Annotated in this window: 19 protein-coding genes; 14 read left to right on the forward strand and 5 right to left on the reverse strand. The window is 45.2% G+C overall.

What is annotated here, in order from left to right; all coding sequences use genetic code 11:
* Window positions 1-566: 566 nt before the first annotated feature.
* Window positions 567-1739 (forward strand): ATP-binding protein, encoded by a 1173-nt coding sequence (locus DW205_RS10275; RefSeq protein ID WP_005859561.1) that lies wholly within the window; start codon window positions 567-569, stop codon window positions 1737-1739.
* A gap of 72 nt (window positions 1740-1811) precedes the next feature.
* On the opposite strand, the gene DW205_RS10280 is transcribed toward DW205_RS10275, so the two are convergent.
* The 3 genes from DW205_RS10280 to DW205_RS10290 form a co-directional block, all read right to left on the reverse strand.
* Complete coding sequence (locus DW205_RS10280) at window positions 1812-2972, reverse strand: DUF4221 domain-containing protein (protein WP_005867484.1); 1161 nt, start codon at window positions 2970-2972, stop codon at window positions 1812-1814.
* Window positions 2973-3002: 30 nt separating this feature from the next.
* Window positions 3003-4265, reverse strand: a complete 1263-nt coding sequence (locus tag DW205_RS10285; RefSeq protein ID WP_005867485.1) for a DUF4933 domain-containing protein — start codon at window positions 4263-4265, stop codon at window positions 3003-3005.
* Window positions 4266-4396: 131 nt separating this feature from the next.
* Window positions 4397-5338, reverse strand: coding sequence for a DMT family transporter (locus tag DW205_RS10290; protein WP_005867486.1), 942 nt, complete (start codon window positions 5336-5338; stop codon window positions 4397-4399).
* Between the two features lie 99 nt (window positions 5339-5437).
* Between DW205_RS10290 and DW205_RS10295 the strand changes: the two genes are divergently transcribed.
* The 9 genes from DW205_RS10295 to DW205_RS10335 all read left to right on the forward strand — a co-directional run bounded on the left by DW205_RS10295 (window position 5438) and on the right by DW205_RS10335 (window position 17202).
* Complete coding sequence (locus DW205_RS10295; RefSeq protein ID WP_005859557.1) at window positions 5438-5740, forward strand: PAAR domain-containing protein; 303 nt, start codon at window positions 5438-5440, stop codon at window positions 5738-5740.
* Between the two features lie 82 nt (window positions 5741-5822).
* Window positions 5823-6875 carry a tryptophan--tRNA ligase gene (trpS, locus tag DW205_RS10300; protein WP_005867488.1) on the forward strand — a complete coding sequence of 351 codons (1053 nt, stop codon included), beginning with the start codon at window positions 5823-5825 and terminating at the stop codon, window positions 6873-6875.
* Window positions 6876-7024: 149 nt separating this feature from the next.
* Window positions 7025-7537, forward strand: a complete 513-nt coding sequence (locus tag DW205_RS10305) for an RNA polymerase sigma-70 factor (protein ID WP_005859552.1) — start codon at window positions 7025-7027, stop codon at window positions 7535-7537.
* 88 nt (window positions 7538-7625) lie between these two features.
* Complete coding sequence (locus DW205_RS10310) at window positions 7626-8435, forward strand: porin family protein (protein WP_005867490.1); 810 nt, start codon at window positions 7626-7628, stop codon at window positions 8433-8435.
* A gap of 201 nt (window positions 8436-8636) precedes the next feature.
* Window positions 8637-9482: a FecR family protein gene (locus tag DW205_RS10315; protein ID WP_005867493.1), complete on the forward strand. Its 846-nt coding sequence runs from the start codon at window positions 8637-8639 to the stop codon at window positions 9480-9482.
* A gap of 13 nt (window positions 9483-9495) precedes the next feature.
* Window positions 9496-12159: a TonB-dependent receptor gene (locus DW205_RS10320; RefSeq protein WP_005867495.1), complete on the forward strand. Its 2664-nt coding sequence runs from the start codon at window positions 9496-9498 to the stop codon at window positions 12157-12159.
* 3 nt (window positions 12160-12162) lie between these two features.
* The gene (locus DW205_RS10325; protein ID WP_005867497.1) at window positions 12163-13185 is read left to right on the forward strand and encodes a DUF4249 domain-containing protein; all 1023 of its coding nucleotides are present in this window, start codon (window positions 12163-12165) and stop codon (window positions 13183-13185) included.
* Between the two features lie 140 nt (window positions 13186-13325).
* Entirely contained in the window at window positions 13326-16082 is a 2757-nt protein-coding gene (locus DW205_RS10330) for a TonB-dependent receptor (RefSeq protein WP_005867499.1), read from the forward strand.
* A 4-nt stretch (window positions 16083-16086) separates the two neighbouring features.
* Window positions 16087-17202 carry a DUF4249 domain-containing protein gene (locus DW205_RS10335; RefSeq protein ID WP_005867500.1) on the forward strand — a complete coding sequence of 372 codons (1116 nt, stop codon included), beginning with the start codon at window positions 16087-16089 and terminating at the stop codon, window positions 17200-17202.
* Here the strand turns inward: DW205_RS10335 and DW205_RS10340 are convergent.
* The gene (locus DW205_RS10340; protein WP_005867501.1) at window positions 17155-17973 is read right to left on the reverse strand and encodes a hypothetical protein; all 819 of its coding nucleotides are present in this window, start codon (window positions 17971-17973) and stop codon (window positions 17155-17157) included. The two genes, DW205_RS10335 and DW205_RS10340, sit on opposite strands and share 48 nt — an antisense overlap.
* Window positions 17974-18074: 101 nt before the next feature.
* Between DW205_RS10340 and DW205_RS10345 the strand changes: the two genes are divergently transcribed.
* From DW205_RS10345 to DW205_RS10355, 3 genes are read left to right on the forward strand one after another with little or no spacing between them, the layout of a single operon-like run.
* Window positions 18075-18626, forward strand: coding sequence for an RNA polymerase sigma factor (locus tag DW205_RS10345; RefSeq protein ID WP_005867502.1), 552 nt, complete (start codon window positions 18075-18077; stop codon window positions 18624-18626).
* Window positions 18613-19995 carry a porin family protein gene (locus tag DW205_RS10350; protein ID WP_005867503.1) on the forward strand — a complete coding sequence of 461 codons (1383 nt, stop codon included), beginning with the start codon at window positions 18613-18615 and terminating at the stop codon, window positions 19993-19995. The genes DW205_RS10345 and DW205_RS10350 overlap by 14 nt, the downstream gene beginning before the upstream one ends.
* Before the next feature lie 20 nt (window positions 19996-20015).
* The gene (locus DW205_RS10355) at window positions 20016-21278 is read left to right on the forward strand and encodes an LVIVD repeat-containing protein (protein ID WP_005867504.1); all 1263 of its coding nucleotides are present in this window, start codon (window positions 20016-20018) and stop codon (window positions 21276-21278) included.
* Window positions 21279-21297: 19 nt separating this feature from the next.
* Here DW205_RS10355 and DW205_RS10360 read toward each other — a convergent pair whose 3' ends face one another.
* A complete protein-coding gene (locus DW205_RS10360) occupies window positions 21298-23661 on the reverse strand; it encodes an ABC transporter permease (protein WP_005867506.1) in 2364 nt (787 codons plus the stop codon).
* Between the two features lie 158 nt (window positions 23662-23819).
* Between DW205_RS10360 and DW205_RS10365 the strand changes: the two genes are divergently transcribed.
* Entirely contained in the window at window positions 23820-24395 is a 576-nt protein-coding gene (locus tag DW205_RS10365) for a response regulator (protein ID WP_005867508.1), read from the forward strand.

Here is a 24395-nt window from a genome sequence, read left to right on the forward strand (position 1 = left end):
AACAAAAAAAGTGTCTAGATAAATCAGGAAAAGACAGTTTCTCGTAGGGAAAACAATGGTTTCTCCTGTAGGAAACTTTAGTTTCTTCCTAGGGAAACAAAAGTTTTACAGTTATAAAACAAAAGTTTCATAAGCGGAAAACTTTTGTTTTTGCTTAGAAAAACTGTAAACTATTATACGTTAATGCTTTATAGGTATCAAGAAGACTGCTGAAGTGATGAAATACGGCGAGTGTAAGAAGATCGTTCTGTTTTGTGGTGAAAAAGCGTAAGTGATTGTAGATAGGACCGGATTATTGTAGATGTTTTTTTATCTGCAATCATGGGTTAAATATCATATAACCAGATGTCTATATGCGAAGTTGTAGATGTTGTAGATGTTTTTGATTATTTATAGGAAAGGATAGGGTGGTAAATTAATAGTGAGTGGGACGAGAGCGTTTTTAAGCAGATAGCCTTAGGGCAATTTATATAAAGGTATTTGCACGATACGATGTGCAATTTTTATACAAAATTGCACATCGTATCGTGCAATTTTGTATATTTGTCCTTTAAACATGAATCGATATGGAGACCTTATTTCGTTCCTTTAGAACTCAATTAGAGCATACTTCGACAGAAGTCGTGCGTTTTCTTCACGATCAGATCGCATGGGATAGCCGATTGGTTGCGATTTTAGGTGCTCGTGGTGTTGGGAAGACTACCCTATTGTTGCAGCATATCAAATTGTATGATCGTGAGGATGAGTCTTTGTATGTTACGGCAGATGATTTCTATTTTACCAAGTATCGGTTATTCGACATGGCTTATCAATTTTATAATCTGGGTGGGAAAAAACTTTATATTGACGAGATTCATAAATACAAGGATTGGTCTAGGGAGGTGAAGAATATATACGATCAAATTCCTGGTCTTCAAGTTATCTATACAGGTTCGTCTATTCTTGATCTGGAGAAAGGTGGTGCGGATTTAAGTCGCAGGAAGGTAGAGTATAGATTACCCGGACTTTCTTTTCGGGAATATTTGAATATATCGCAGGGGTGGCAGCTTCCATCGTATTCGTTGGAAGAGATTCTTGCTGGGAAGGTTGAGTTCCCTTATAAGGAAGCTCGTCCACTCAAATTATTTAATGATTATTTATCGACAGGTTATTATCCATTTTTTCAAGATACGGAATATCTCTTGCGTCTGCGTAGCGTGATTAACCAAATGGTGGAATCTGATATTCCGATTTTTGCGGATATGACGGTGGCTTCTGCCGTAAAGTTGAAGAAATTATTATATGTATTAGCTCAAAGTGTCCCTTTCAAACCAAATTATACGAAGTTGGCGAGAGATTTGGATATCAGCCGGAATGTGTTGCCCGACTACATGAGTTATTTGGAGAAGGCAGGTCTGGTTAATTTACTGCGAGAAAAAGCGCAGGGCTTGAAATTATTGGAGAAAGTAGAGAAGATCTATCTGAATAATACGAATCTGGCTTATGCGTTGTCGGAGCAGGTACCGGATATCGGTTCCGTGCGTGAGACGGTTTTTCTATCTTGGATGCGAGTCGTATGCTTCGTTACTTCTTCTGCGATTTCAGACTTTGAGATAGATGGCCGAACCTTTGAGATTGGGGGAAAGAATAAGACGCGGCAACAGATCAAGCAAGCGGCGGATGGGTATGTGGTGAAAGATGACATAGAGTATGCTTTCCGCAATATGATTCCTTTATGGATGTTTGGCTTTATCTATTGAATATCTATTAGGAAATCCACTGGAATAAGGCTTGTCTGTGCTTGCTGTAATATGCTGATATAAAGTGTTTGTTTATCTCCGGTCGTATCGAGAAACTAGATCGAAACGAATAAAACTTAATATATCGTCGTTGAAATCGGGGTTCATGAAATGGCTGTTACATATGTAAAGGCCATCGGGTAAAACTAATAATTGTCTTGAATTGTACGTGTAATTAGGGAAAAGAGTCTCTCCTAGCTTGTTTAACTCTTTGTCAAGGATTATGATTGAAAAGGTCTTTCGTCCATATTCTATAAGTTCCATAGCTTTAACCCCTTTCTCGATCGTAGTGGATGGATAAGCGATCCGATAAAAAACCTCTCGGTAAGGATCGTATATCAAGTCTCCATACATCGCGTTTTGACAGAAATCGATCGCTTGGGCGGTTAGCTCGTCTGGCAATTGCACTTGGTCGATATACTCGCTTTTCACGGATACCTTGCGGATGGAGTCATGTGCGATATTCGCCACATAGACAGATTCATCGTAAATGAAAGAATATACAAATCGCTGCCCATCAAAAGAACGGCTATAGCTACCCTCTAGCCCGTATCGTTTCAATTTGACCGAAGAGCCGGGATAGTCCGGATAAACAAAAGGTAATGCTCTGATCTCCTTCGTGTCGAGATTGATAGTAGCGGAGACATAATCTTTCTCTATCAAACGGTTGGGATCTGAATAGATATATAGATCCCTCCCTATCAGGGTGGCGGTTCTGAAACTTAGGAAACTACTGTTGTAAAGTCTTGTGCCATCATTTGCTTCCTCATAATTTATTTTTTCTAGTATTTGGCAATCCTTATTGATGCGTATGATCTCTGGTTCAAATAAGCTGGTGAGATATAGGCTGTCCCAATCCTGTATATAGCATCCTAATACACGGCCTACTCCATTTGAACCCTCGATCTCCGGTTCTATCTTGAACGCTAGTTCTTGACTATCCTTATCATAAAAATAGAATTTATTGCTACGGGACTGCATGGAGTAAGATTGTAACACAATATATTCCTTTCCCTTTTTGTCACGATAGTACGATAAGAAAGGGGTTACGTTTTTTGTCTTATCATCCAAGGTGAAAGCCAAGGTCTGATCGGATCTTACTAATTGATAAGACCTACTTTTCTCTGCTTGCTCACAAGAAGAGAGGATAAAGAGCAAGAGTGATAGGAATAAGAAAAATGGTTGTAGTTTCATTCGTTTATTGTATTATCTGTCACATATCTATCAAGGTCTTGCCACGATCATTACATAATCCCTCTCGAACACTTTAGGATCGTCTAAGAATTTGATTAGGTCTTTTTGGCGGGAGGAGCCTGTGCGTTTAACGGTCTCACGCATTTCGGTGACGGTACGAATCATATAAACACAGTCATCGGTTTGTCCGTCTGGCCAGAACGGAAGTCCATCATCTATATCATTGATAAATCCTCCGGAGCTTTTGGGTAAGGCGTATGTTTTCTTCTCTTTCTTGAGATAGACTACTCGATGGGTGATAACCGGTTTGTAATCGTCCAGCCATCCCAGCCAATTATAGATGGCGGGAGAACCTTTTTGAAAGACTCCCATAAATAGCCCATTCGGATTCTCCAAGAAAGAACGAAGACCGGTCGGTTTATCTTGATTGTCTTTATGAAGCGCATATAAAGGGGTGATCGAGTGAGAACTTGAAAGCTGGTATACCGTATCGCGATAAGGAATCAAGAAATTCATTCGGTCTTGATCCGTATTCCAATAAAAGGTTTGAAACCGGGTGATCGTATCCGGAGAGACGTTAATATCCTTGGTATCCGCAAGGATGAATTTGCAAAGCGTATCTCCTCGAAGGTTGAATGTCGTTATTCCTTTCGGGATTTTAGAGCCTTCCGCATAATCACAAAGCATATATCCCGAGGAGGAGAAGCCTACTATTTGACTGGCATCCGCATTTATCGAATATTTGGTAGTCAGGTTTTCGGGGAATATATAATTCTGAATGGTCAGCATCGTATCTAATGTGGGTAATTCCCCGATACATGGCCTTATATCGTTGAATGTGGTCGAATCTTTTTTATTGTCTTGGTCGAGGCCGCTCAAGGCGCAGTACATACGGGTTGTTTTCTTGTCGTAAAATAGATTAAGGCTGTTCATCCCATGGTTCCATTTATAATCCAAGGCCTTAAATCCATATCGTTTGCTGGGAATGCCTTGCTTACGATAATAAATGCGTGGGTTATTGAATGTGATGAAAGCGTCGCTATCCGGAATAGCGATCGCTTGTGTTACCGTGTAACGAGCGTCTCCAACATTATAATATTCCAGCTTAGAGGCTATTTGACTCAGTTTCAACATCGCCGGATGGTCCAGCGCCTTTTCTATATCAATGAGGGCCGGAGTCGTCGAACGATTATACTCCGCTTCATATTGGGGAGAGGTGGGTTGATTCCTTTGCTGACAACTATTTAGGAGCAAGGCAAGGAACAATAAGCATGTTGAGAACTTGGTGATCATGATTGGATACGTATTGTTTATCGCAAACATATGTAAAATAATTGATTGTAACAAATGATTTTACGAATTTATCATAGATTTGCGATGGCCCCGTAAATAGTATCTGGATAGAAATGATACCTATTGTGATTTTATGATTTAGCGTTCTTTTTCTTAAGCGGAAGCCTTGGGAAAAGCTTTCGAAAACGAACTAGGTGGCTTGTTACGTTACTTCCTGCGATAATGAGGGTAACGGCTAGGATGATCAGGATGATTCCGCAACACAATCGTAACGTTAATGATTCACCGAAGACAGTCACTCCGAAGAATACGGCGGTCAACGGTTCCAAGGCTCCGAGGATCGCCGTCGGGGTGGAGCCGATATATTGGACCGCCAGTGTCGTGCAAAGGAAAGAGATAGCGGTTGGGAATATGGCTAGAGCGATCAGGTTACCCCATAAATACCAATCATGGACAATGTGAAGGCTCCTGCCGAAATCTATACGGACTAAAAACAAGGTCATTCCGAAAAGCAAGACATAGAACGTAAGTTTCAACGTAGCGATATTCTTTAATAGCGGACGATTCGCGCCTACGATATAAATAGCATAGGAAAGAGCGGAAGCCATGACCAACAGGACACCGGTTAAACTAAGAGTCGTTCCGTCGCCACTTTTATAAAGTAAGCCGATACCGCCTAATGCCAGCAAGATACAAAAGAAGGTTTGCAACGTTAATTTCTCCTTGAAGACAAACGCCATGATCAGCGCCACTAAGATCGGATAGACAAACAGCAAAGTCGAGGCGATGCCTGCTTCCATATAATTATAGCTTTGGAATAACGCTAGGGAAGAGAAGGAAACCAACAGCCCCATGAGGATTAAAGGAACGATCTCGTTGGGTTTCAACTTAAAGTTCCGCCCTCTCGCTTTGATCATGATACCTAATACCGGGATCGCGAATAAATATCTGAAAAACAGGACTGAATCCGGATTCATACCGGCTTTATACAAGGGTAGGGCGAACAAGGGGTTCATTCCATAAGTCGCGGCGGCGATAGCCCCTAGAACATATCCTTTTGCTTTTGCATTCATGATTAAAAATATTAGCGCGCAAAAGTAGTATATTCATGATAAATATTATATATTTGTAGATCATCATTTCAATAAATCGTTAACTAAAAAGTAATAAATATGCCTCCAGCAGCAAGATTGACAGATATGCATACATGTCCTATGCAAACCCCGGCTTGGCCATCACCGATACCCCATGTAGGCGGTCCTATTGTAGGGCCGGGAGCGGCGACTGTTCTAATCGGCAAGCTACCGGCGGCGGTAATGGGAGATAATTGCGTTTGTGTAGGCCCTCCGGATACGATCATTAAAGGATCTTCCACCGTGATGATCTGCGGTAAACCTGCCGCCAGAATGGGAGATACGACAGCTCACGGAGGGCAAATCGTATTGGGATGTCCCACCGTTATAATAGGTGGTTAGGAGGATCTGCGGCATATAATATATGTATATTGTGAGAATATTACTATCTTTGCCGCCACTTGAAAACTAAAAATAACAAGACATGGAAACAGTAGTAAGTGGAATCAGACCAACAGGAAATCTGCATCTAGGCAATTACTTTGGCGCGGTAAAGAGTTTCTTGCGGATGCAAGATGAGTATAATTGCTTCTTCTTTATCGCTGATTGGCATTCGTTGACTACTCACCCGCATCCTGACAATATACGAAATAGCGTAAAGACGATCCTCTCGGAATATCTGGCTTGTGGTATCGATCCGGAAAAAGCTACCATTTATATTCAGAGCGATGTGCCGGAGGTGGTAGAGTTGTATCTATATTTGAATATGAACGCCGGTATCGGCGAGTTGATGCGTACGGCTTCCTTTAAGGATAAGGCCCGTCAGCAGTTGCATATCAGCCGGGAAGGATGTGAAGGCGATGTAGAGAAAGAGATTTTTAATGAAGGTAATAAACATAGCGTAAGCGCTGGTTTGTTGACTTACCCGACCTTGATGGCCGCCGATATTATTATCCATAAGGCGTTGAAGGTTCCTGTAGGTAAGGATCAGGAGCAGAATATGGAAATGGCTCGTCGTTTCGCCCGCCGTTTCAATTCTACCTATGGAGTAGATTTCTTCCCGGAACCAGCTTCGTTCCATTTGGGCGATAAGTCCGTGAAAGTACCGGGCTTGGATGGTTCCGGTAAGATGGGCAAGAGTGAGGGTAACGCGATCTACTTGATCGATGATGAGAAAACAATCAAGAAGAAGGTTATGAAAGCGGTTTCCGATGCGGGACCAACCGAGCCGAATAGCGTGAAGCCCGAGCCGATCGCCAATTTATTCACGATGATGGAAATTGTCTCCGAGAAAGAGACCTATGATTTCTTTAATGAGAAATACAACAATTGCGAGATCCGTTACGGCGATATGAAAAAGCAGTTGGCCGAGGATATCAATAAGTTCTGCGCTCCGATCCGTGAGCGTATCTTGGATATGGCCGCCAATACGGAATATCTGGATAAGGTAGCCCGTATGGGTGCGGAGAAAGCTCGTGAGAGCGCTTCTAAGACTTTAAATGAGGTACGCCAGATTATCGGTTTTCGTCCATATTGATGCTTATTAATTAAAAATAAGAAAAAGCGTTTAGGGATAAGTCCTTAAACGCTTTCTTTTTATTAAAACCATTATAAAGAACCTGAAAAGCGATTTGTTAAAAAGAAAAGGTTGTTACTTTGCGGTGAATAGTTACAGATAACAAACGTATGGCTGCTATTACCACCCAAGAATTTGAACATCATTTCAAGAGTTTATATAAGCCCTTGTGTTTGTTTGCGCTTCGTTATACCGATCAGGTAGACGATGCCGAGGATATCGTGCAACAGGCCTTCGCGGATGTATGGGATAAGAACCGGGCTGGTAATGTGATCGGGAATCTCAAGGCTTATTTATATCAAGCGGTGAGGAACCGTTCTCTTTCATTTACCTCACAACCCGTAAACGCTGAGGCCACCGAGCAGTTACCCGACGTAGAAGATACCTCGGAAGAGGAAGACATCCTGCGATCGGAGCGTGACGCCCGCCTGTGGGATGCTATCGATCGGTTACCTCCCGAACGGAAGAAGATTTTCTTGTTATCCAAACGGGATGGCTTGAAATACCAAGAGATCGCGGAGGAATTGAATTTATCGGTAAAAACGGTTGAGAACCAGATGAGCAAGGCATTGAAAGCTTTGCGAGAGACCGCTATCCGTGTTTATATGTTCTTTTTCGGATAAATTTTATAGAAAGGAATGGGGGTTTTTCATATTTCTCTGTCTTAGAGATAAAGGTTACTTGTTTATTTCATTAAAGCATGGAGAGTATATGAGGAAGTTGGTGGTATTTGTGATGTTGATGACGTGCGTGATCTCGGCCCAAGCGCAATGGAAAGTGACGCCGGAAGCCGGTATGAACGTGACAAAGTATAAGGGAGATGCCGCTAAGGTAGGCTTTAAGGCTGGGGCCGCAGTCTCTTATACATTCGGATCGGGCTGGTTCTCGCTTCAATCCGGTTTGTATTATGTGCGACGGGGGAAGGGGCTGTCTTCTTATAGTGAGATTTATGGAACTAGTGAGAGTCCATATGGGGGACGGGAAGGTACGAGTATATTTCTCTATCCCGTTTCCAGTGATTATTTGAATCTGTGGGGATACGGTTATGGTAATGGTTACGGCTTTACGGGCTTCTATTATGATACCTATGGAATTAAGGATTTTGATGTAGAAGGTATAAGGCATCGCAGTCAGAAGGAGCATCGTGAATATATCCAATTACCGATCTTGGCTCGTTTCGATTGGCAGGTAAGTAAGGATGTTCGGTTACATTTGGCGGTCGGTCCCTATTTGGCGGTTGGCTTGGGAGGAAAAGTGACGTATGAGGAAAGTGATTATTCTTTAAAAGGAAAGCTGCCCTATAATAAGGAAATATCATATAACCCGTTTAATCCCGGCCAAGGATATGCGGTAGCGCCTCGTTTTGACTGGGGAGCTACCATAGAGGCTGGTATAGAGGTGAAACGGGTCGCTTTTAAGGTTGGCTATGATCTGGGTATAGATAAGCAATACAAGGGATATGCTTATAACATAGGTCTGAACTATCATACGGCTAGTTTTACCTTGGGATACACATTTTAAAGAGAAAATAGGATGAAAGCGATGGTTTGTATAAAGTGGGTATTTATATTTGCGGTGTCGATGATGATTTTCTCATCTTGCGTATCGTCTAGGATCTCGCCGAGTATGAGCGTGGGAGTTCCATTGAAGAAGGGGCAGGCCCCAAATGTCGGATTCCAATGGTATGAGACTGGAAGGACTTATTAAATAGAAGGAATAGTTATGAATAATAACGAGCATGACAATAAATTGGAACAACGCATCCGTTTCGTAGCGAAACGCTATCGGGAAGGAAGCCTTGACCCGGATAAGGCATGGCAGAAGTTCGCTTCTGAGCATGTGATTAGCCGGAAGGTCTCGTTTCGCCGGTATTGGATCGGGGCGGCCGCTGTCGTGTTAGTGCTCGTAGGTCTGGGGACATGGTTTACGGTAGAGAGAAACGCCCCGGATTGGGTTGCGATTACTACCGCCCCCGGACAAATGAAAGATGTTTACCTTCCGGATAGTACCTTGGTCGCTTTGGCCGGCGATTCATGGATCCGGTATGACGCGAAGAGATATGATAAAGAGAGGCGTGCCGTGGAGATGAATGGAAAGGCCTTTTTCCAAGTGACGAGGAACGAGGCACGCCCTTTCTCAGTGAAAACGAGCCAAACGGAAGTTACGGTGCTGGGAACAAGTTTCCAGATAGATGAGAAGCCTACCGTTACGGAAGTCAATGTAGTTACCGGCAAGGTATGTTTTACCGCCGGGGAGGAAAAGGAGAATGTGATACTTACCGCTGGAATGTCGGCTCAGTATTCTATGGAGAACAAGGAGATAACGGTAGTGACGGAAGAAGACGTGAACAAGTTAGCTTGGAGGACAGGGCAACTTCGTTTTATGGAGACACCGCTGGATAAGGTGATTGAGGACTTGAGTGATTATTATCAAGTCAAGATTGCGAACCAGACAAAGAATGAGGGAGCGAGATTGACCGCTACTTTTAATAATCTGCCTTTGGAGGATGTCTTGCAGGTTGTTAACCAGACATTGGACGCACGTTTGGTTTCCACTTCGAAGAAATAAAATCAGATCATTTATGAGATCTATTGTTGTATGGCTGATAGGGATTCTTTTGCTTCCCGGTTGGATGGGACATCTATATGCGCAGATGCCCGAACCTACGCCGACGGTTACGTTGGATATGCGGCAGGTTCCCCTGTTGGATATATTGATGGAGCTTGAGAAACAAACCGGATTGTTCTTCTCGTACGAGTCTTCTCTGCTGAAAGAGCTGCCAGAGGTTTCCCTGTCGGTCCGGGATGAATCCTTGTCGTACTGCTTGAAGCGCTTATTTTCCCCATTACCGATTATCTATCGGGTTACGGGGCAATATATCATCTTAAAGCGAAAGCCCCGTCAATATACGATCAGTGGATTCGTCAGGGATTCAGCCTCGTATGAGAGTTTGTTGGGGGCTTCGGTTCTGGTGAAAAGTTCGAGGGGAGGGACGATGTCTAATAATTACGGCTTTTACAGCTTGATACTTCCACCCGGTAAGGTTCGCCTTAGGGCCTCGTATGTGGGCTTTAAGGCGATGGAGATAGAGATCGATTTGCAAAGGGATACGATGATCGACTTCCCGTTGAGGTCATTGGCCTCGTTAGGCGAGGTCGTTATTCGGGGGACCCGGCCTCGCTACGAGATATTGAGTAGCCGTGCGGGGGTGATCGACGTACCTGCCGAGCGGGTGAAGTCGATACCCGCTTTGCTGGGGGAGGCGGATCTGGTGAAGACCTTACAGCAGTTGCCGGGCGTGGCGGTAGGCACCGAGGGAATGACCGGCTTGTATGTGCGTGGGGGCGGGGCCGATGAGAATTTGTATCTGCTGGATGGAAATCCGGTCTATCATGTGAACCATTTGTTGGGGTTTTTCTCGGCGTTCAACCCGGACGCGATAAAGAATACCCGGTTTTATAAAGGGAGCTTTCCGGCGGAATACGGCGGAAGGCTCTCGTCGGTTGTAGATGTCCGTATGAATGACGGTAACCGGCAGGAGTATCACGGGAATATCTCCGTGGGTTTGCTTTCCGCACGGGCGAATCTGGAGGGGCCGATTGTTAAGGATCGCTCCTCGTTTAATGTCTCGGTACGTCGTACGTGGTTGGATTTGATAACAGGGACGGCTTTGGCGATCATTAATAAGAACAGTGATACCAAGGAGAGTTTCGGTTATCACTTTTTTGATATAAACGCGAAGGTGAACCATTCTTTCTCGGAACGTAGCCGGGCCTATTTGAGCTTTTATATGGGGCAAGATGCTTTTCGGCAGGGAAGCAAGGAGAAGCATGAGGATTCGGATGATATGTTTCTCTGGCGTTGGGGAAACTTGATCGGCTCCGCAGGGTGGAACTACGTGTTCGGGCAAAAGCTGTTTGGTAATCTAATGGTGGGCTACAGCCGTTTTCGCTCGCATATCCGGCAAGAGGCGAAGGGGTATGAAATCGAAGGAAATAGGGCAGAGCGGCAATCAATTAAGCGGGATAGCCGTTATAAATCGGAGATGGAGGATCTGAGCGTACGGCTGTCAGTGGATTACAGTCCTTCAATGAATCACCGGATACGAATGGGCACGGATTACCTGTATCATAATTTTCGCCCGGAGAATAGCCAGCAACGGTCTTGGGTGAACGATTCGTTAGTAAATCCCGTATATGAGCTTTTGTATGATTATTCCTTGATAAAAGGGCATGAGTTCTCTTTGTTTGCCGAGGATGAGATGCGGGTCACGGATCGCTTGCGGGTGAATGCCGGATTGCGGTATACCTTGTTTCATGTAGAGAATGAGATCTATCATTCTTTTCAGCCTCGTTTGTCGGCACGTTATTTACTTCGTCCGGATCTATCGGCGAAGATATCCTACAGTAAGATGAACCAATATGTCCACTTATTATCGAATACCTATGTGAACCAGCCTACGGATATTTGGGTCCCGGTGACGGAGCAAGTCCCTCCGATGAGTTCTCACCAGATTACCGCCGGGCTTTATTATAATCTGAAACGGATGTATGATTTCTCGATCGAGGGGTATTATAAACGGTTGAATAACTTGATTGATTATAAGGATCATTGGCCGGTTGAGACACATTTCTCCGGTTGGGAAGACCGGGTCGGTTTGGGAAAGGGTAAGACCTATGGTGTGGAGTTTATGGCGCAAAAGACAAATGGGAAGACAACCGGATGGATCGGGTATACGCTCTCTTGGTCGGATCGGTGGTTTCCGGATGGTTCCGTGAATAAGGGGCGTCATTTCCCGTTTCGCTTCGACAACCGGCATAAGGTGAATGTGGTCGTTTCTCGTAAGTTATCCCGGAAGGTGGAGTTAACGGGAGCTTGGGTGTTCGCCTCAGGAAACCATATTAGCTTGCCGGAGTATAAATATCTGTCTCCGATTTATCAGAAAGAGAACGGGTATGCCGGAGTAGATTCATACAGACCGATGAATTCAGGTTTGAGCGCTCGTAATAATTATCAATTGTCTCCTTATCACCGTTTGGATCTGGGCGTGAATTTTTATCGATATAAAAAGAAGGGTCGGATGGGGATTTGGAACATAAGTATATACAATACGTATTTGAAACCGAATCCCTTCATGACGGAGGTTATGGTAAACCAGGATATAAATCAGCGATATCATGTAGTGCTACAGGAGACGATTTTGTTCTATTGCATGCCCTCGGTTTCTTATACTTATAAATTCTAGCTTATGAGAAGATATTTACCTTACCTGTTCGTGTTAGGATTATTGATGGTCTCTTGCGTTCGGGATGTGGAGATTGATTTGGAGGATCTGCCGGATCGGATTGTACTGAACGCATCGGTATGTCCCGGAAAGGAGGTGTGTGCTCATCTCTCGAAAACATGGTTTATCATGGATAGCGTTCCCGATTTTGAGTTATCCGACGCGAAAGTCCGTGTCTATGTCAATGATGAGTTTCAAGGTCTTATGCGCAATGATGACCTGCCGGAAGATTCTATACATTCACGGGGGCAATATGTTCTGCCCGGTTGTTTCGTGAGACAGGGGGATTGTTTGCGTATAGAGGCCGAGGCCGATGGGTATGAGCCGGTATCCGGGGAAACTCGTATCCCCGGTCGGGCACGGATTTATGAGGTGGATACCTTATCCTATCGATCTTCTGCCTACTATGCCGAATATCTGCGTTTCTCTGTTAAAATCGGGGTTGAGGCGGATTCCTATTATCGTTTAATCGTGGAGCAGATCTTGGACTTCCGGAAGGGGGATAGTACCCGTACCGTAACCTCTTTCCGTAGCTTAGGAGGATATAGTTGGTATTATTCTGGTTTTAGCGTGGATTATGAGGATCCTGTTTTCCAGTCTTTTGGAGGTAGTCCTATCACGAGCCAGATGGATGGGCGTTACTGTATGGGTGTATTTAGAGGGGAGGATCTGGTTAATACGAATGCTATTAAGGTTTCTGTTTTTCCTGTTGAATACTCGTATGAGAGTGATACCCTTTCTATGGACGTTCATTACGATGTGCGCCTGTTGTCTATCTCCGAGGATTATTATCGATATATGAAGATTATGAGGGGGTACTCTATCACGATCGGCGACGCGAATTTCGGGGCGTTGATAGAGCCTGCCGATACGTATTCGAATGTGGAGAACGGCTTTGGGATTGTCGCCGGATATCAAGAGGATAAATTGCGTATCACGATGCCGAGAGACACGGTGCCTCCTTATTGGAATCCTTGGGATGGATAAGCCCATCCCGCGTTGACGACCTGTGCTTGCCGGTTCATACATCATGAAGCGGTAAGTTCACGAGGTATGAAAAAAAGGCTTTTCCTTGATAGGGGTATTTCCGGGAGATCCTGTCTTATCAATGAACTCAATAAAGTAGAATGATGACAGAGTGGATGAATAAATGGCTTATAGCCATTTTTTGCTGGATGATTTTTATGCCTGTTCCAGACCTCTTGGCCCAATCAGCCAAGACGAAGGATGATCCCCGGATTACGTTACGTATGAAGGAGGTTTCGTTGCCGGAGGTCTTGTCAGAGATCGAAAGGCAGGCGGGCGTGACCTTCTCGTATGAGTCTTCTTTGTTGAAAGAGCTTCCGAAGATCAGTTTCCAAGTGAAAGATGAGGCATTGACGGATTGTTTGACCCGCTTGTTCGAGTCGTATCCGATCGTGTATAAGGTGAGTGGAAAGATCGTGATTCTGAAGCGTAGACAGAGACAGGTAACGATCAGCGGCTTCGTGAGGGACCAAGCGTCCTCGGAGTCTCTGATCGGAGCCTCTGTTTATGAGGTCGCCAGCCGGAAAGGCTCGGCTACGAATAGCTATGGTTTTTTCAGTTTGACGCTTCCGCCGGGGAATATCCGCTTGCATGCTTCTTACATTGGCTATGAGAGCTGTTCCTTTAATTTCACGGAATTGGATAGGGATACCATATTAAATATTGAGTTGCGTCCGAACGCTCGTCTGGAGGAAGTGGTAGTTACCGCTTCGGAGCGGGATCGTTTGTCTGTAAATAACACCTTGATGGGAACGATGGGGTTTAGCCAGAAGACGATCAAGGCGACACCGACCCTGTTTGGTGAGTCCGATATTGTGAAGACCTTGCAACTGACTCCGGGTGTAGCCAGTGGGACAGAGGGACTGGCCGGTTTATATGTTCGTGGCGGCGACCAAGATGGAAATCTGTTTTTGATAGACGGTAATCCGGTTTACCAGATCAATCATGTCGGCGGGCTATTCTCCGCTTTCAATCCGGAGGCGATCCGTAATCTGGACTTTTTCAAGGCGGGTTTCCCTGCGAGATATGGCGGGCGACTCTCGTCTGTGGTAGATGTCCATACCAAAGAGGGCAATATGAAAGAGTACCATGGTAGCGTTACGATCGGGCTGATCTCCGGTAATCTGAGCTTGGAAGGCCCTATCATCAAGGATCGCACGGCTTTTCAGATAGCGCTTAGACGCTCGTGGCTGGATGTACTCTCTGCCCCAGCGATAGCGATAGCAAATAAGGTTCGAAAAGACGGTCATAAAATAAATCTTCGTTACGCTTTTCACGATTTGAATTTAAAGCTTAATCATCGTTTCAGCGATCGTAGCCGGATGTTTTTCAGCTTATATAACGGGAATGATGTATTAAAAGGAGGGGGAACGGATTTCTCAACAGAAGAAGAGCAAGTCCCTTATACGGATGGTACCCATTCATCGCTGCGTTGGGGTAATTTGATGGGAACCTTGGGCTGGACTTATGTCTTCAATAACCGTTTGTTCGGACGGGTTTCCGGGGTCTTTTCACGGTATCGCTCGAATGTACGGAGTTCAAAAGAATATAATTATGGTGTGGAAGGAGAAGATAATTATCTCTCTTCTTCATCGGAAACGAGTAGTTCTACCTCTATCTTGGATATGGGCGTCCGTTCCTCTTTTGATTACACGCCTTCTACGTCGCATGTGATTCGTTTTGGAGGGGATTTCTTGATGCACCGTTTCCGCCCGGAGTATAATGAGGTGAAAGCAGCCGGTTCCGGTATGCTGGAGTTTTCGAATATAGGGAAAATATATACAAATGATCTGCTATGGGCCCGTGAGGCGGCTGTCTTCGGAGAGGATGATTGGAATGTCTTACCTAGCTTGCGTTTGAATGCGGGGCTTCGGTTTAGCCTGTTCAATGTGGAGCGGAAGGCTTATACCTTATTGGAGCCTCGCGCTTCCTTGAGATGGTTGCTACGTGACGATCTTAGCTTCAAAGCCTCATACGCCCGTATGGGGCAATATATCCATTTATTGGGCAACAGTTATATAAATTTGCCGACGGATGCGTGGATGCCTATTACCCGTAAGTTGAAACCTTTAATCAGTGATCAAGTCTCCGCTGGTTTCTATTATAATCTGATGCGTTCTTATAGTTTCTCGGTAGAGGGGTATTATAAATGGATGAAGAACCTGTTGGATTATAAAGACGGCTATTCCTTCTTGCCCGGTACGGCGGCTTGGGAGGAAAAAATGGCGGTCGGTAAGGGGCGTTCGTATGGCGTGGAGTTCTTGGCTCGCAAGGAAAGCGGACGTACGACCGGTTGGATAGGATATACGCTTTCATGGTCGGATCGGCGTTTCGATGAGATCGATAACGGGCGACGCTTTCCGGCACGTTACGATAACCGGCATAAGCTGAATATCGTGGTATCGCATAAACTATCGGAAAAGGTGGAGCTGACAGCTGCTTGGACGTATACTTCCGGCAATCGCATGACCTTGTCGTTGGAGAGTTATGAGCAAGCTGGTACGCTTACTATTTCCAACCAATACAAGATGAATAACTGGTGGGAACCATCCGGGGAAGTGGTGGATTTGTATACACGTCGTAATAATTACCAGATGCCGGCTTATCATCGTCTGGATTTGGGACTTAATATTTACCGTCCGAAGAAGAAGGGACGAATGGGCATCTGGAATATCAGTATTTATAATGTATATAGCCGGATGAATCCGTTTATGGTCTATAAAAGTGATAACTGGGAACGAACGAATAACTTAGTCCCGGGTTCTTCTTCTCCCTATAGCGGTAAAACAAAACCTTGTTTTAAGTTGATAGGTATTATGCCTATCATACCTTCCATATCATATACTTATAAATTCTAGGAAGATGAAACAGATAAAGAGTATCCTAATAAATACGATTTGTATAGTAAGCCTGTTTGGTTTGATGTCTTGCATCAAGGAGATCGATCTTGAATCCTTACGGCCGGATCCTACCTTGGTAGTGAACTGTGTCGCTATAACCGGCGAACCCTTAACCGTAAGTGTCTCCCGTACTTGGTTTTTCACGGATGATCATCCGAACGTGACTTTGGATAAAGCCGAGGTGAATTTATTCGTGAATGGCGTTTTTAAAGAGCGTATGAGCTTTCAGGAGGGGGATGAGGCATTTAACACGAAAGGTTATTTCAAGTCTGATTTTATACCGGTGAAAGGGGATCGTATCCGTGTGGAAGCTTCTTATCCGGAATATGGGGTGGCAAGCGCTGAGACGGTCATGCCAGCGCCTGCTCAGGTCTTGAAAGCGGGGGTAACCTATGCTACGGTAGCTGGCTCTTTTGGTTCTGCTCGCCAGAATGCGATTTATCAGGTAACGCTCAAAGATAACCCTGCCGAGGAGAATTATTATTTACTCCGTATGGAAGAGGGCATTCCTGTTTTTGATGGAATAGCTAAGGAATATACAGGAGAATATAAATGGTTCTCGGTGAGTCCAAACTATGCGACTGAACCTGTTTTTGGCCAATCGTTGACGGCCTTGGATCAAATCTTTGGCAATGACTGGATGTATGGGTATGATGGGAAGGTCTTTTCTGATGAGTTAATAAACGGGCAAGAATATACCTTGCACTTAACGGATGAGTATTATTATGAACCTTATTATGGATCATATCCGCTAAAAGTAGTCCCGGATTCGATAGGGATAGAAGATCTAAATGAGGAAGATTTTCTTCCGATTCCTCCCAAGCACCTACGGGTACACCTATATGCTATCTCAGCGGAATACTATCGATATCTGAAAGTTTTGCAAGATAAAGACACGGATTCAGTTTCGAACCTTTTGATCGATGGCGGTCTGGCCGAACCGATCCGTGTATTTAGCAATATAGACGGTGGTGTCGGTATCCTAGGCAGTTGCCATGTAGGAATGTTTGAGACGGAAATAGCGTCTTCCTCACATTCCAATCTTGAAGCGGCCCGATTTGAAGACGGGATAGACTAGGAACTGTGGTTCCATTTTCCGTCGTACCGGGTTGTATTCATAGTTAACACCGGCTCCCATCCAGAAATTATCAGTGATCTTGAACTCCATTGAGCCGCCCACTTGGGTATGGTAGAGAAAAGGGTTGCTGAGCATATGGGGGTTGTTGTACTCGTCGGCGTAATAAGCGTATTGTCCCCAGCCTTTCAGTTTCAACCAGTCAGTAGGTTGATATTCCACTTGTACGTTTGCGCCCGCTGTTATTCCGGGACTAGGGTTGAAGGGACTAAAGAAACGACCCCCGAATCCTCCGCCATAAAGACTCCAATTGCCGCTGTGCCAAGAAATACCCCCGTTCATGATCGTCATGCCTCCGACTCCCGGCCATGTATATTGAACACCGTTAGCGATAAGATCGAAACTTTCGTTTAGCCGTTTCATATAAGTCTCATTGAAATCCAACGCCATTGGCGATACCTCCCGAAGCATCGGGGTATATACGTTAAAGAACGGCTGATAGGCGGCGGAAGATATCTGCATATCCATCGGACGCTCTTGTAGGGACGTATGGGGAATATCGGGCGTGAACTCCCGCAATTTAATATCGATATCCCGTGTCCCCGCAGGGGTAAATGTCTTATAAGAGGCTTTCGGGATGTTCAACTCATACGTCTTGTTTTTAGGCAGGACGATGATTTTACCTTCTTTATTTAAAATAAACGAAAAGTCAGACTGTGCCTGGATTCCAACGACACATATCCATGCCATGAATATAAATAATCCTCGTCTCATACACTCTCCTCCTATTTTTGATGTGAAGGTAACTTTTTTTTGAATAAGATGCAACTTTTAGGATACCTATTTCATCCATATAATAGAGAGCATAAGTACTTATGGATGAACAACTGTTAATCGATGGATGTATGCGAGGCGAATCATGGGCTCGTAAGGAATTGTACGAGCAATATGCTCCTGCTATGATGAGTGTTTGCATGCGTTACGTGGGTGACAGGGAGACGGCCCGTGATCTTCTGCAGGACGGGTTCGTGAAGATATTTACGAAGATCCGGTCGTATTCCGGCTCCGGGGCTTTCGGGGGATGGATACGGCGGATCTTTGTCACTACGGCTCTTGAATATCTCCGGTCTTCAGAGAACACGAGGCTAAGTGTAGGTCTGGACGGCTATGACGACAGTTTGGAAGATATCAACTATTCCGTATTGGACCGTTTATCGGCGGACGACTTGTTGGCTTGCGTGGCCCAATTGCCGTCGGGATATCGTACGGTCTTCAACTTATATGCGATAGAGGGATATACGCATAGCGAGATCGCCGAGATGCTGCATGTACAGGAGGCGACTTCCCGCTCCCAGTTTATCCGGGCGAGGAACGCTTTGCAAAAGAGTGTACAATCTTTAATAAGGCATGAAAATGCGGGACGATAAGGATCATAACGAACGGCTGGATGATTTCAGCGGCTATATGCGGCAGCGCTTGGAAGAGCACCGGTTACCGGTAGATACCGGCTGCTGGGATGAGGTGGAGGCCCGGATGAACCGGAGAGCGAGACCACGGGGTTGGTTGTGGACGGGAGGCTTGGTCGTCGCCGCAGTGCTGGCCTTGGTTATTTGGCTGCTACCTTCCCCGGAGAAGATGCCATTGGAGGAATTGAGCCCCTTTCAGAAAGAGATATCGGAGAAAGCGGAGGAAATGAATATTCTTTCGGAGCATCCCGTTTTACCTGTAGAGCCTGTAAAGAAACGTATGGCGAAAGTGCTGAAATGGGAAAAAAAGGCTAAGCTTTCCGCTATTGTCGGGGAAAAGGAAACGATTCGGGAGGATGAGAAGTGTGAGACTATCGAGATTATTGAGAAGGATGCGATTGCGGCTATCGTAGAAGAACCGTCTGTGAAGGAGGATGCGTCCGAGGATTCGACGGACATAGTCGTTAAGCGAGGTGAATCTACGGTTCCTCTACCGGAAGGCGAACGGAGTCCCCGACGAAAAGCCTCTTTGAAAAAGAAAGCCAAGAAGAGTAAACGGAACAAGTGGTTATTGGCCGCCGCCGTTGGCTCTAGTGGTTATGTAGATAGCTTTTTAAATACGGATATGAGTTATGGCGATGCTTCTTCTCCGGGAGATATGAATAATTCGGCAGGAAGCCCCGATCCGGATAAGCCGGATAAAGACGATGATGAAAAGGAGAGTGGTAATACGCCTCCTCAAACGGTCTCATTCCGTAATGCCCCGGTATTACGGAGTTCTAAGGTGGATGAGAACTTCTTGGATAATCGTTCGTTCGAATCTTATCCGGACGTTAGCTACTCCCTTCCGATATCATTCGGTTTTACGGTACGGAAGGATTTGAGCCGGCGTATAGCCGTGGAAAGTGGATTGATGTATACGTATTTATCCACTACATTCAAGAGGGGAGGGGATTGCCCGTCAGAGGTGAAATCGTCTTTGCATTATCTGGGTATTCCCTTGAATCTGGTGGTTTATGTATGGAAGAATCAGCGATGGAATGTCTATCTCTCCGGAGGCTTTATGATGGAGAAGGGTTTGCAGGCCGTGTATAGCGGTTATATCGCCGGAAACGGAACGACTATCTCTAAGAGCAAAAAGGAGGGCATCCACGGTATGCAATGGTCCGTGAATGCCTCGGTCGGTGCCGCTTATCGTTTCTATGGGGATTGGAGTCTCTATTTCGAGCCTCGCTTCTCCCATTATTTCGACTGTGATCAACCGGCTAGTATTCGTACAGACAAGCCGTTGGGATTTGGGTTGAGCGCAGGTATACGATATGCTTTTTAATGATTAAATCTATTATAATTATGCGGAAACTTTTTTATTGGGCGTTTGCCTTTAGCCTTTGCGTCTTAATGGGATGCAAGGATGATGGAGTGAGAGTGGAGGTCGTGCGGTATGCTATCAACGAACCGGTATTCATGTCGATCTCCGAGTTTCGGAATTCAGTGAAGGTGACGGATGAGGTGGTGCCAATCACCAAGCGGGGAAAGATCTGTTTCTATAAGGATTACCTGTATATTTCTTCCCCGGATAAGGGCATCCATATCGTGGATAACAGGAATCCGGCATCTCCCCGGATAGCGGGCTTTGTAGAGTTGATCGGTAACGAGGATCTCTCGATCAAGGATGATAAATTGTATGCGGATTCGTATGTGGATCTGGTCTGGTTCGATATCTCCGATCCGGAGAGACCTGAATTGGAAGGTCGTGTGGAGAACGCTTTCCGTTATGCGCTTCCGACCATAGAGAATGGCTATGGGTTCGATTATAATATGTGTTATTCGGAGGAAGCGAGAGCGAAAGGTGTCGTGGTCGGTTGGGAACCGAAGGAACGGGAGGAAACTATTTACCATTATCCGAGTTATGGCGGTGATCTGATGGCGAACGATGCGGCGCCGGGTACTTCCACGCAGGGAGTGAACGGATCTATGGCTCGTTTTTCTATTTATGGTAAGTACTTATATACGGTAGAACAGAATGTCATGTGCGTTTTCGACCTTTCTGGGGACAAGCCTGTCTTGACGACAAACGACATTTGGTTGCAACGTGATGTCGAGACTCTTTTCAACTATAAAGATAAGATGTTCATGGGAACTCCGACCGGCATGTTGATCTATTCGCTGGAAGATCCGCTAGCGCCTAAGTATCGTTCTTCCGTAAGTCATGTCTTTGGTTGTGATCCGGTTGTCGTGGAGGATGACTTAGCGTATGTGACCGTGCATTCCGGAAATACTTGTGGGCAAAATACCAATGAACTGATGCTCATAGACGTGAGTGATGTAGACCAACCGAACTTGCTGGTTACTTATGGCATGAAATGTCCGAAAGGATTAGGTATCGATAACGGTACTTTATTCCTCTGTGACGAAGGGTTAAAGGTCTTCAACGCGAAAGATCCTATGACCTTGATGGCTAATCAGCTTGTTCATTATGCCGGAATGGAGGGTTACGACGTAATCCCTTTCAAGAATACCTTGATGATGATCGCCGATGATGGCCTTTACCAATACGATTATTCCAATTTACAGGCGATATCTCAGTTAAGTAAATTGCCAATGGGCGAATAGAATTTAATATTCCTCTTCGCTATTCGCTTCGCAAGGTGTTTACCGGATTGCGGGATGCCGCCTTATAACTATGCCTGCTTACGGTCAGTAGCGTAACCATCAATACGATACCGCCGGACAGCAGGCATGTTCCTATGGATATGTCCACCCGATATACGAAATTCTCCAGCCAACAACTCAGCGAATACCACGTGATAGGAACGGCAATTGCGAAAGCGATCCCTACCCAGCCGATAAACCGACGATTTAATAGATACAAGATCTCCCCGGCCGTAGCCCCGTTTACCTTACGGATACCGATTTCTTTCGTACGCTGCTGGATGGCATAGAGAGCCATGCCGAATAATCCGAAGGCGGTTAGCAGGAGGCTGATGATCGAGTACATGATGAGCAAATGTGCCAGTTCGATCGTTTTTCGGTTAGATAACATAAATTCCTCGTATATATCTTGATATTCGAAAGGTACGTTGGGGTTGATCTTTTCCCATGTTTGTTGCAGTAAAGCTAGAGCCTCGGCTCTGTGCTCCTTTTTCAGTCGGACTTGGACGAGGTTATAGGGGGGAGTATGCGTTAGGTAGGTCAAGCTAGGGTAAACCTCTTGTCGTAAGGTTCCTGTATATAGATTCTCCACGATCCCTGCTATAATCGCTATCGGTTCTCCCTCCTTTTCCATCTTCCCGAATTCAGTGTCGTAAAGGCGGACAGGCTTACCCACGGGATTCTCGCCTTTGGGCACGAGCAAACGTGCGTATTGTTCGTTAATATAGACGGGTGTGCTGTATTGTTTTAGAGCCTCTCGCTCTGAGAGTCCTTGAAGAATGTTTATCTTCATAACCTTTAGGAAAGTACTATCACCTTCGTATTGGCCTAGCGTATAATTTAGTTCGTTTCCGTTTTCGTCTTTCAAGACCATTGTCCGCAAGTTGAACTGTATGATCCCGCTTTTCGAAAGGCACATCTCTTCTATGGAAGGATAACGCCGGATCTCTTCAGAGAAGGTCTGTATATGGTTCCCACTCCAGTCGGCTATTTCGATGAGATCCCGGTAACGTTCACCGCTTGTCTGAGTGAGCGTTAGTTGCTGCCGTACGATCAGCGTGGCGAATACCAGAGCTATTGAGATGGCGAATTGTAAGATGGAGAGCCCGCCTATGATTGTCCGCTTCCGGGTACCGGTGGTGAATGATTTATACTCGGAATGGGAAAGGGAGTTGATCTTATGGCTCATATATAATGAGGGGATAATGGATAGAGCTAGGATGAGTGCCACGATCACAGGTAAGACCTGTCCACTGAAGAAAAATCCCAAGGAGATACGTCCGGAAACGATCCGGTTGAAAGCCGGCAGGAAATCCAGTGTAAGTAATAAGGATAAAAAGAAAGCGATCAGCACGGTAAGGAAAGTATCCAAGAATAGCTGGCGATGGATTTGCCCAGCCGATGCTCCCATCACTTTCTGGGTGTAGATCATCTTTACCTGTTGCAAAATGCGGGAGAAACTTAGGTTGGCATAATTGAAACAGGCGATCACGAGGATTAGGATGGCCGAGAACAAACCAACGTACAGTAAGTCTTTCTGGTTTCGGTGGATATAGGGGATGTATTCTTGTGTATAGGTTTGCTCTTGGAAATAACTCTCTTGGAGGGTATAGAAATAATACTGTCCGGTTCCGTTGAAAGTAGGTACCTTATCATCCTTTAGTTTTTGAGTGAACGTATCGATGTTGAAGAGATCGTTTACCAGTAATAAGGTAGGGCCGCCATTGAATTGGGAGGTAGTGCCTGCCAATGCGTTGAACTTCAAGAATGATTGAGGGTACTCTTTGATAACGGCGGCGACCTCGTAGGTAATCGTCTCGTTCTCATAAGCGTACTTTGCCAAGAAGGTTTTACCGATAGGATCCTCGTTCCCGAAGAATATCTTCGCTTGGTATTCGGTCAACGCAATTGCGTTTGGTTGGGTTAATGCCTTGTTTATATCTCCTGCCATTACCTTGTAAGGGAAAAAGCGAGGAAAGGAGGGATCAGCTCTGACGATCGAGATTGGGTCGAAGCGCTTTTCTCCTATCGTGATGGAGGCGGCATTCTCTATGTTCAGTCGTAAATAATCCTCAACTTCCGGGTATTGGTCTTTTAGCTGCACAGGGATCGGCCCTTTAATAAAAGATACTTTCTCTCCGGAGGTCAAGGGAGAGTCTTGTGCCATATAGATGATATGCGACTTATTGGGATTATGGGCTTCTATCCTAGATTCATAAATGACGTATGAGATCAGTAGGTTGGTACAAGTGATGCCTGCCGCCAGGCTCAATAAGGAAATGACGGCGAACGTCTTGTTTCGCCACCAGCTACGGAATATAAGTTTTAGAGATATGGATTCCATGGTTTTATCTGTTTGTTGGTTCAAAGCTATCCGGTTGCGTGGAATATGGCAAATAAAATCGGAGGAAACGATCGTAAAGAACTGGATTTGTCTAAATATTGGACACTGAGACCCGGGAAAAGATCGTATCTTTGCGTACGAAAAAAAGAGGAGGCTTAATGCGTGACGCGAAGATTATAGTCGTAGATGACAATGAGGCGATATTGAGAAGTCTGCGGACGGTCTTGTCCCATGAGTTTAAGACGATCGTTACCGTATCATCTCCCGTATTATTGCCTGCCCTTTTGCGGAATGGAGATGTGGATTTGGTTTTACTGGATATGAACTTCGGCACTGGAAAGCAAGGCGGAGGGGAAGGACTTTTCTGGTTGGATCGTATCTTGGAGCTTAAGAATCCTCCGGCCGTTATCTTGATAACCGCTTTTGGGGATATCGAGTTGGCTGTATCTTCCCTTAAAAAGGGAGCCACGGACTTTATCGTGAAACCTTGGGATAACGAGAATTTGATTCAAGCACTTACCCACGTCTTGGAACGTCGTGCGGAATCAGATGAGAGAGAGATTTCCTCTGTGGCAGAATCTCTAGTCTCCCATCCTTGTACGTTGGAGGATATGGAGCGGCAGTTTATCGCCGAGGTATTGAAAGAAAAGAAAGGGAACCTGACGCTTGTGGCTCAACAATTGGATATTAGCCGCCAGACCCTTTATAATAAGATGCGGAAATACGGGTTGTAG

This window comes from Parabacteroides sp. AM17-47, from assembly GCF_003434625.1.
Classification (GTDB): domain Bacteria; phylum Bacteroidota; class Bacteroidia; order Bacteroidales; family Tannerellaceae; genus Parabacteroides; species Parabacteroides distasonis.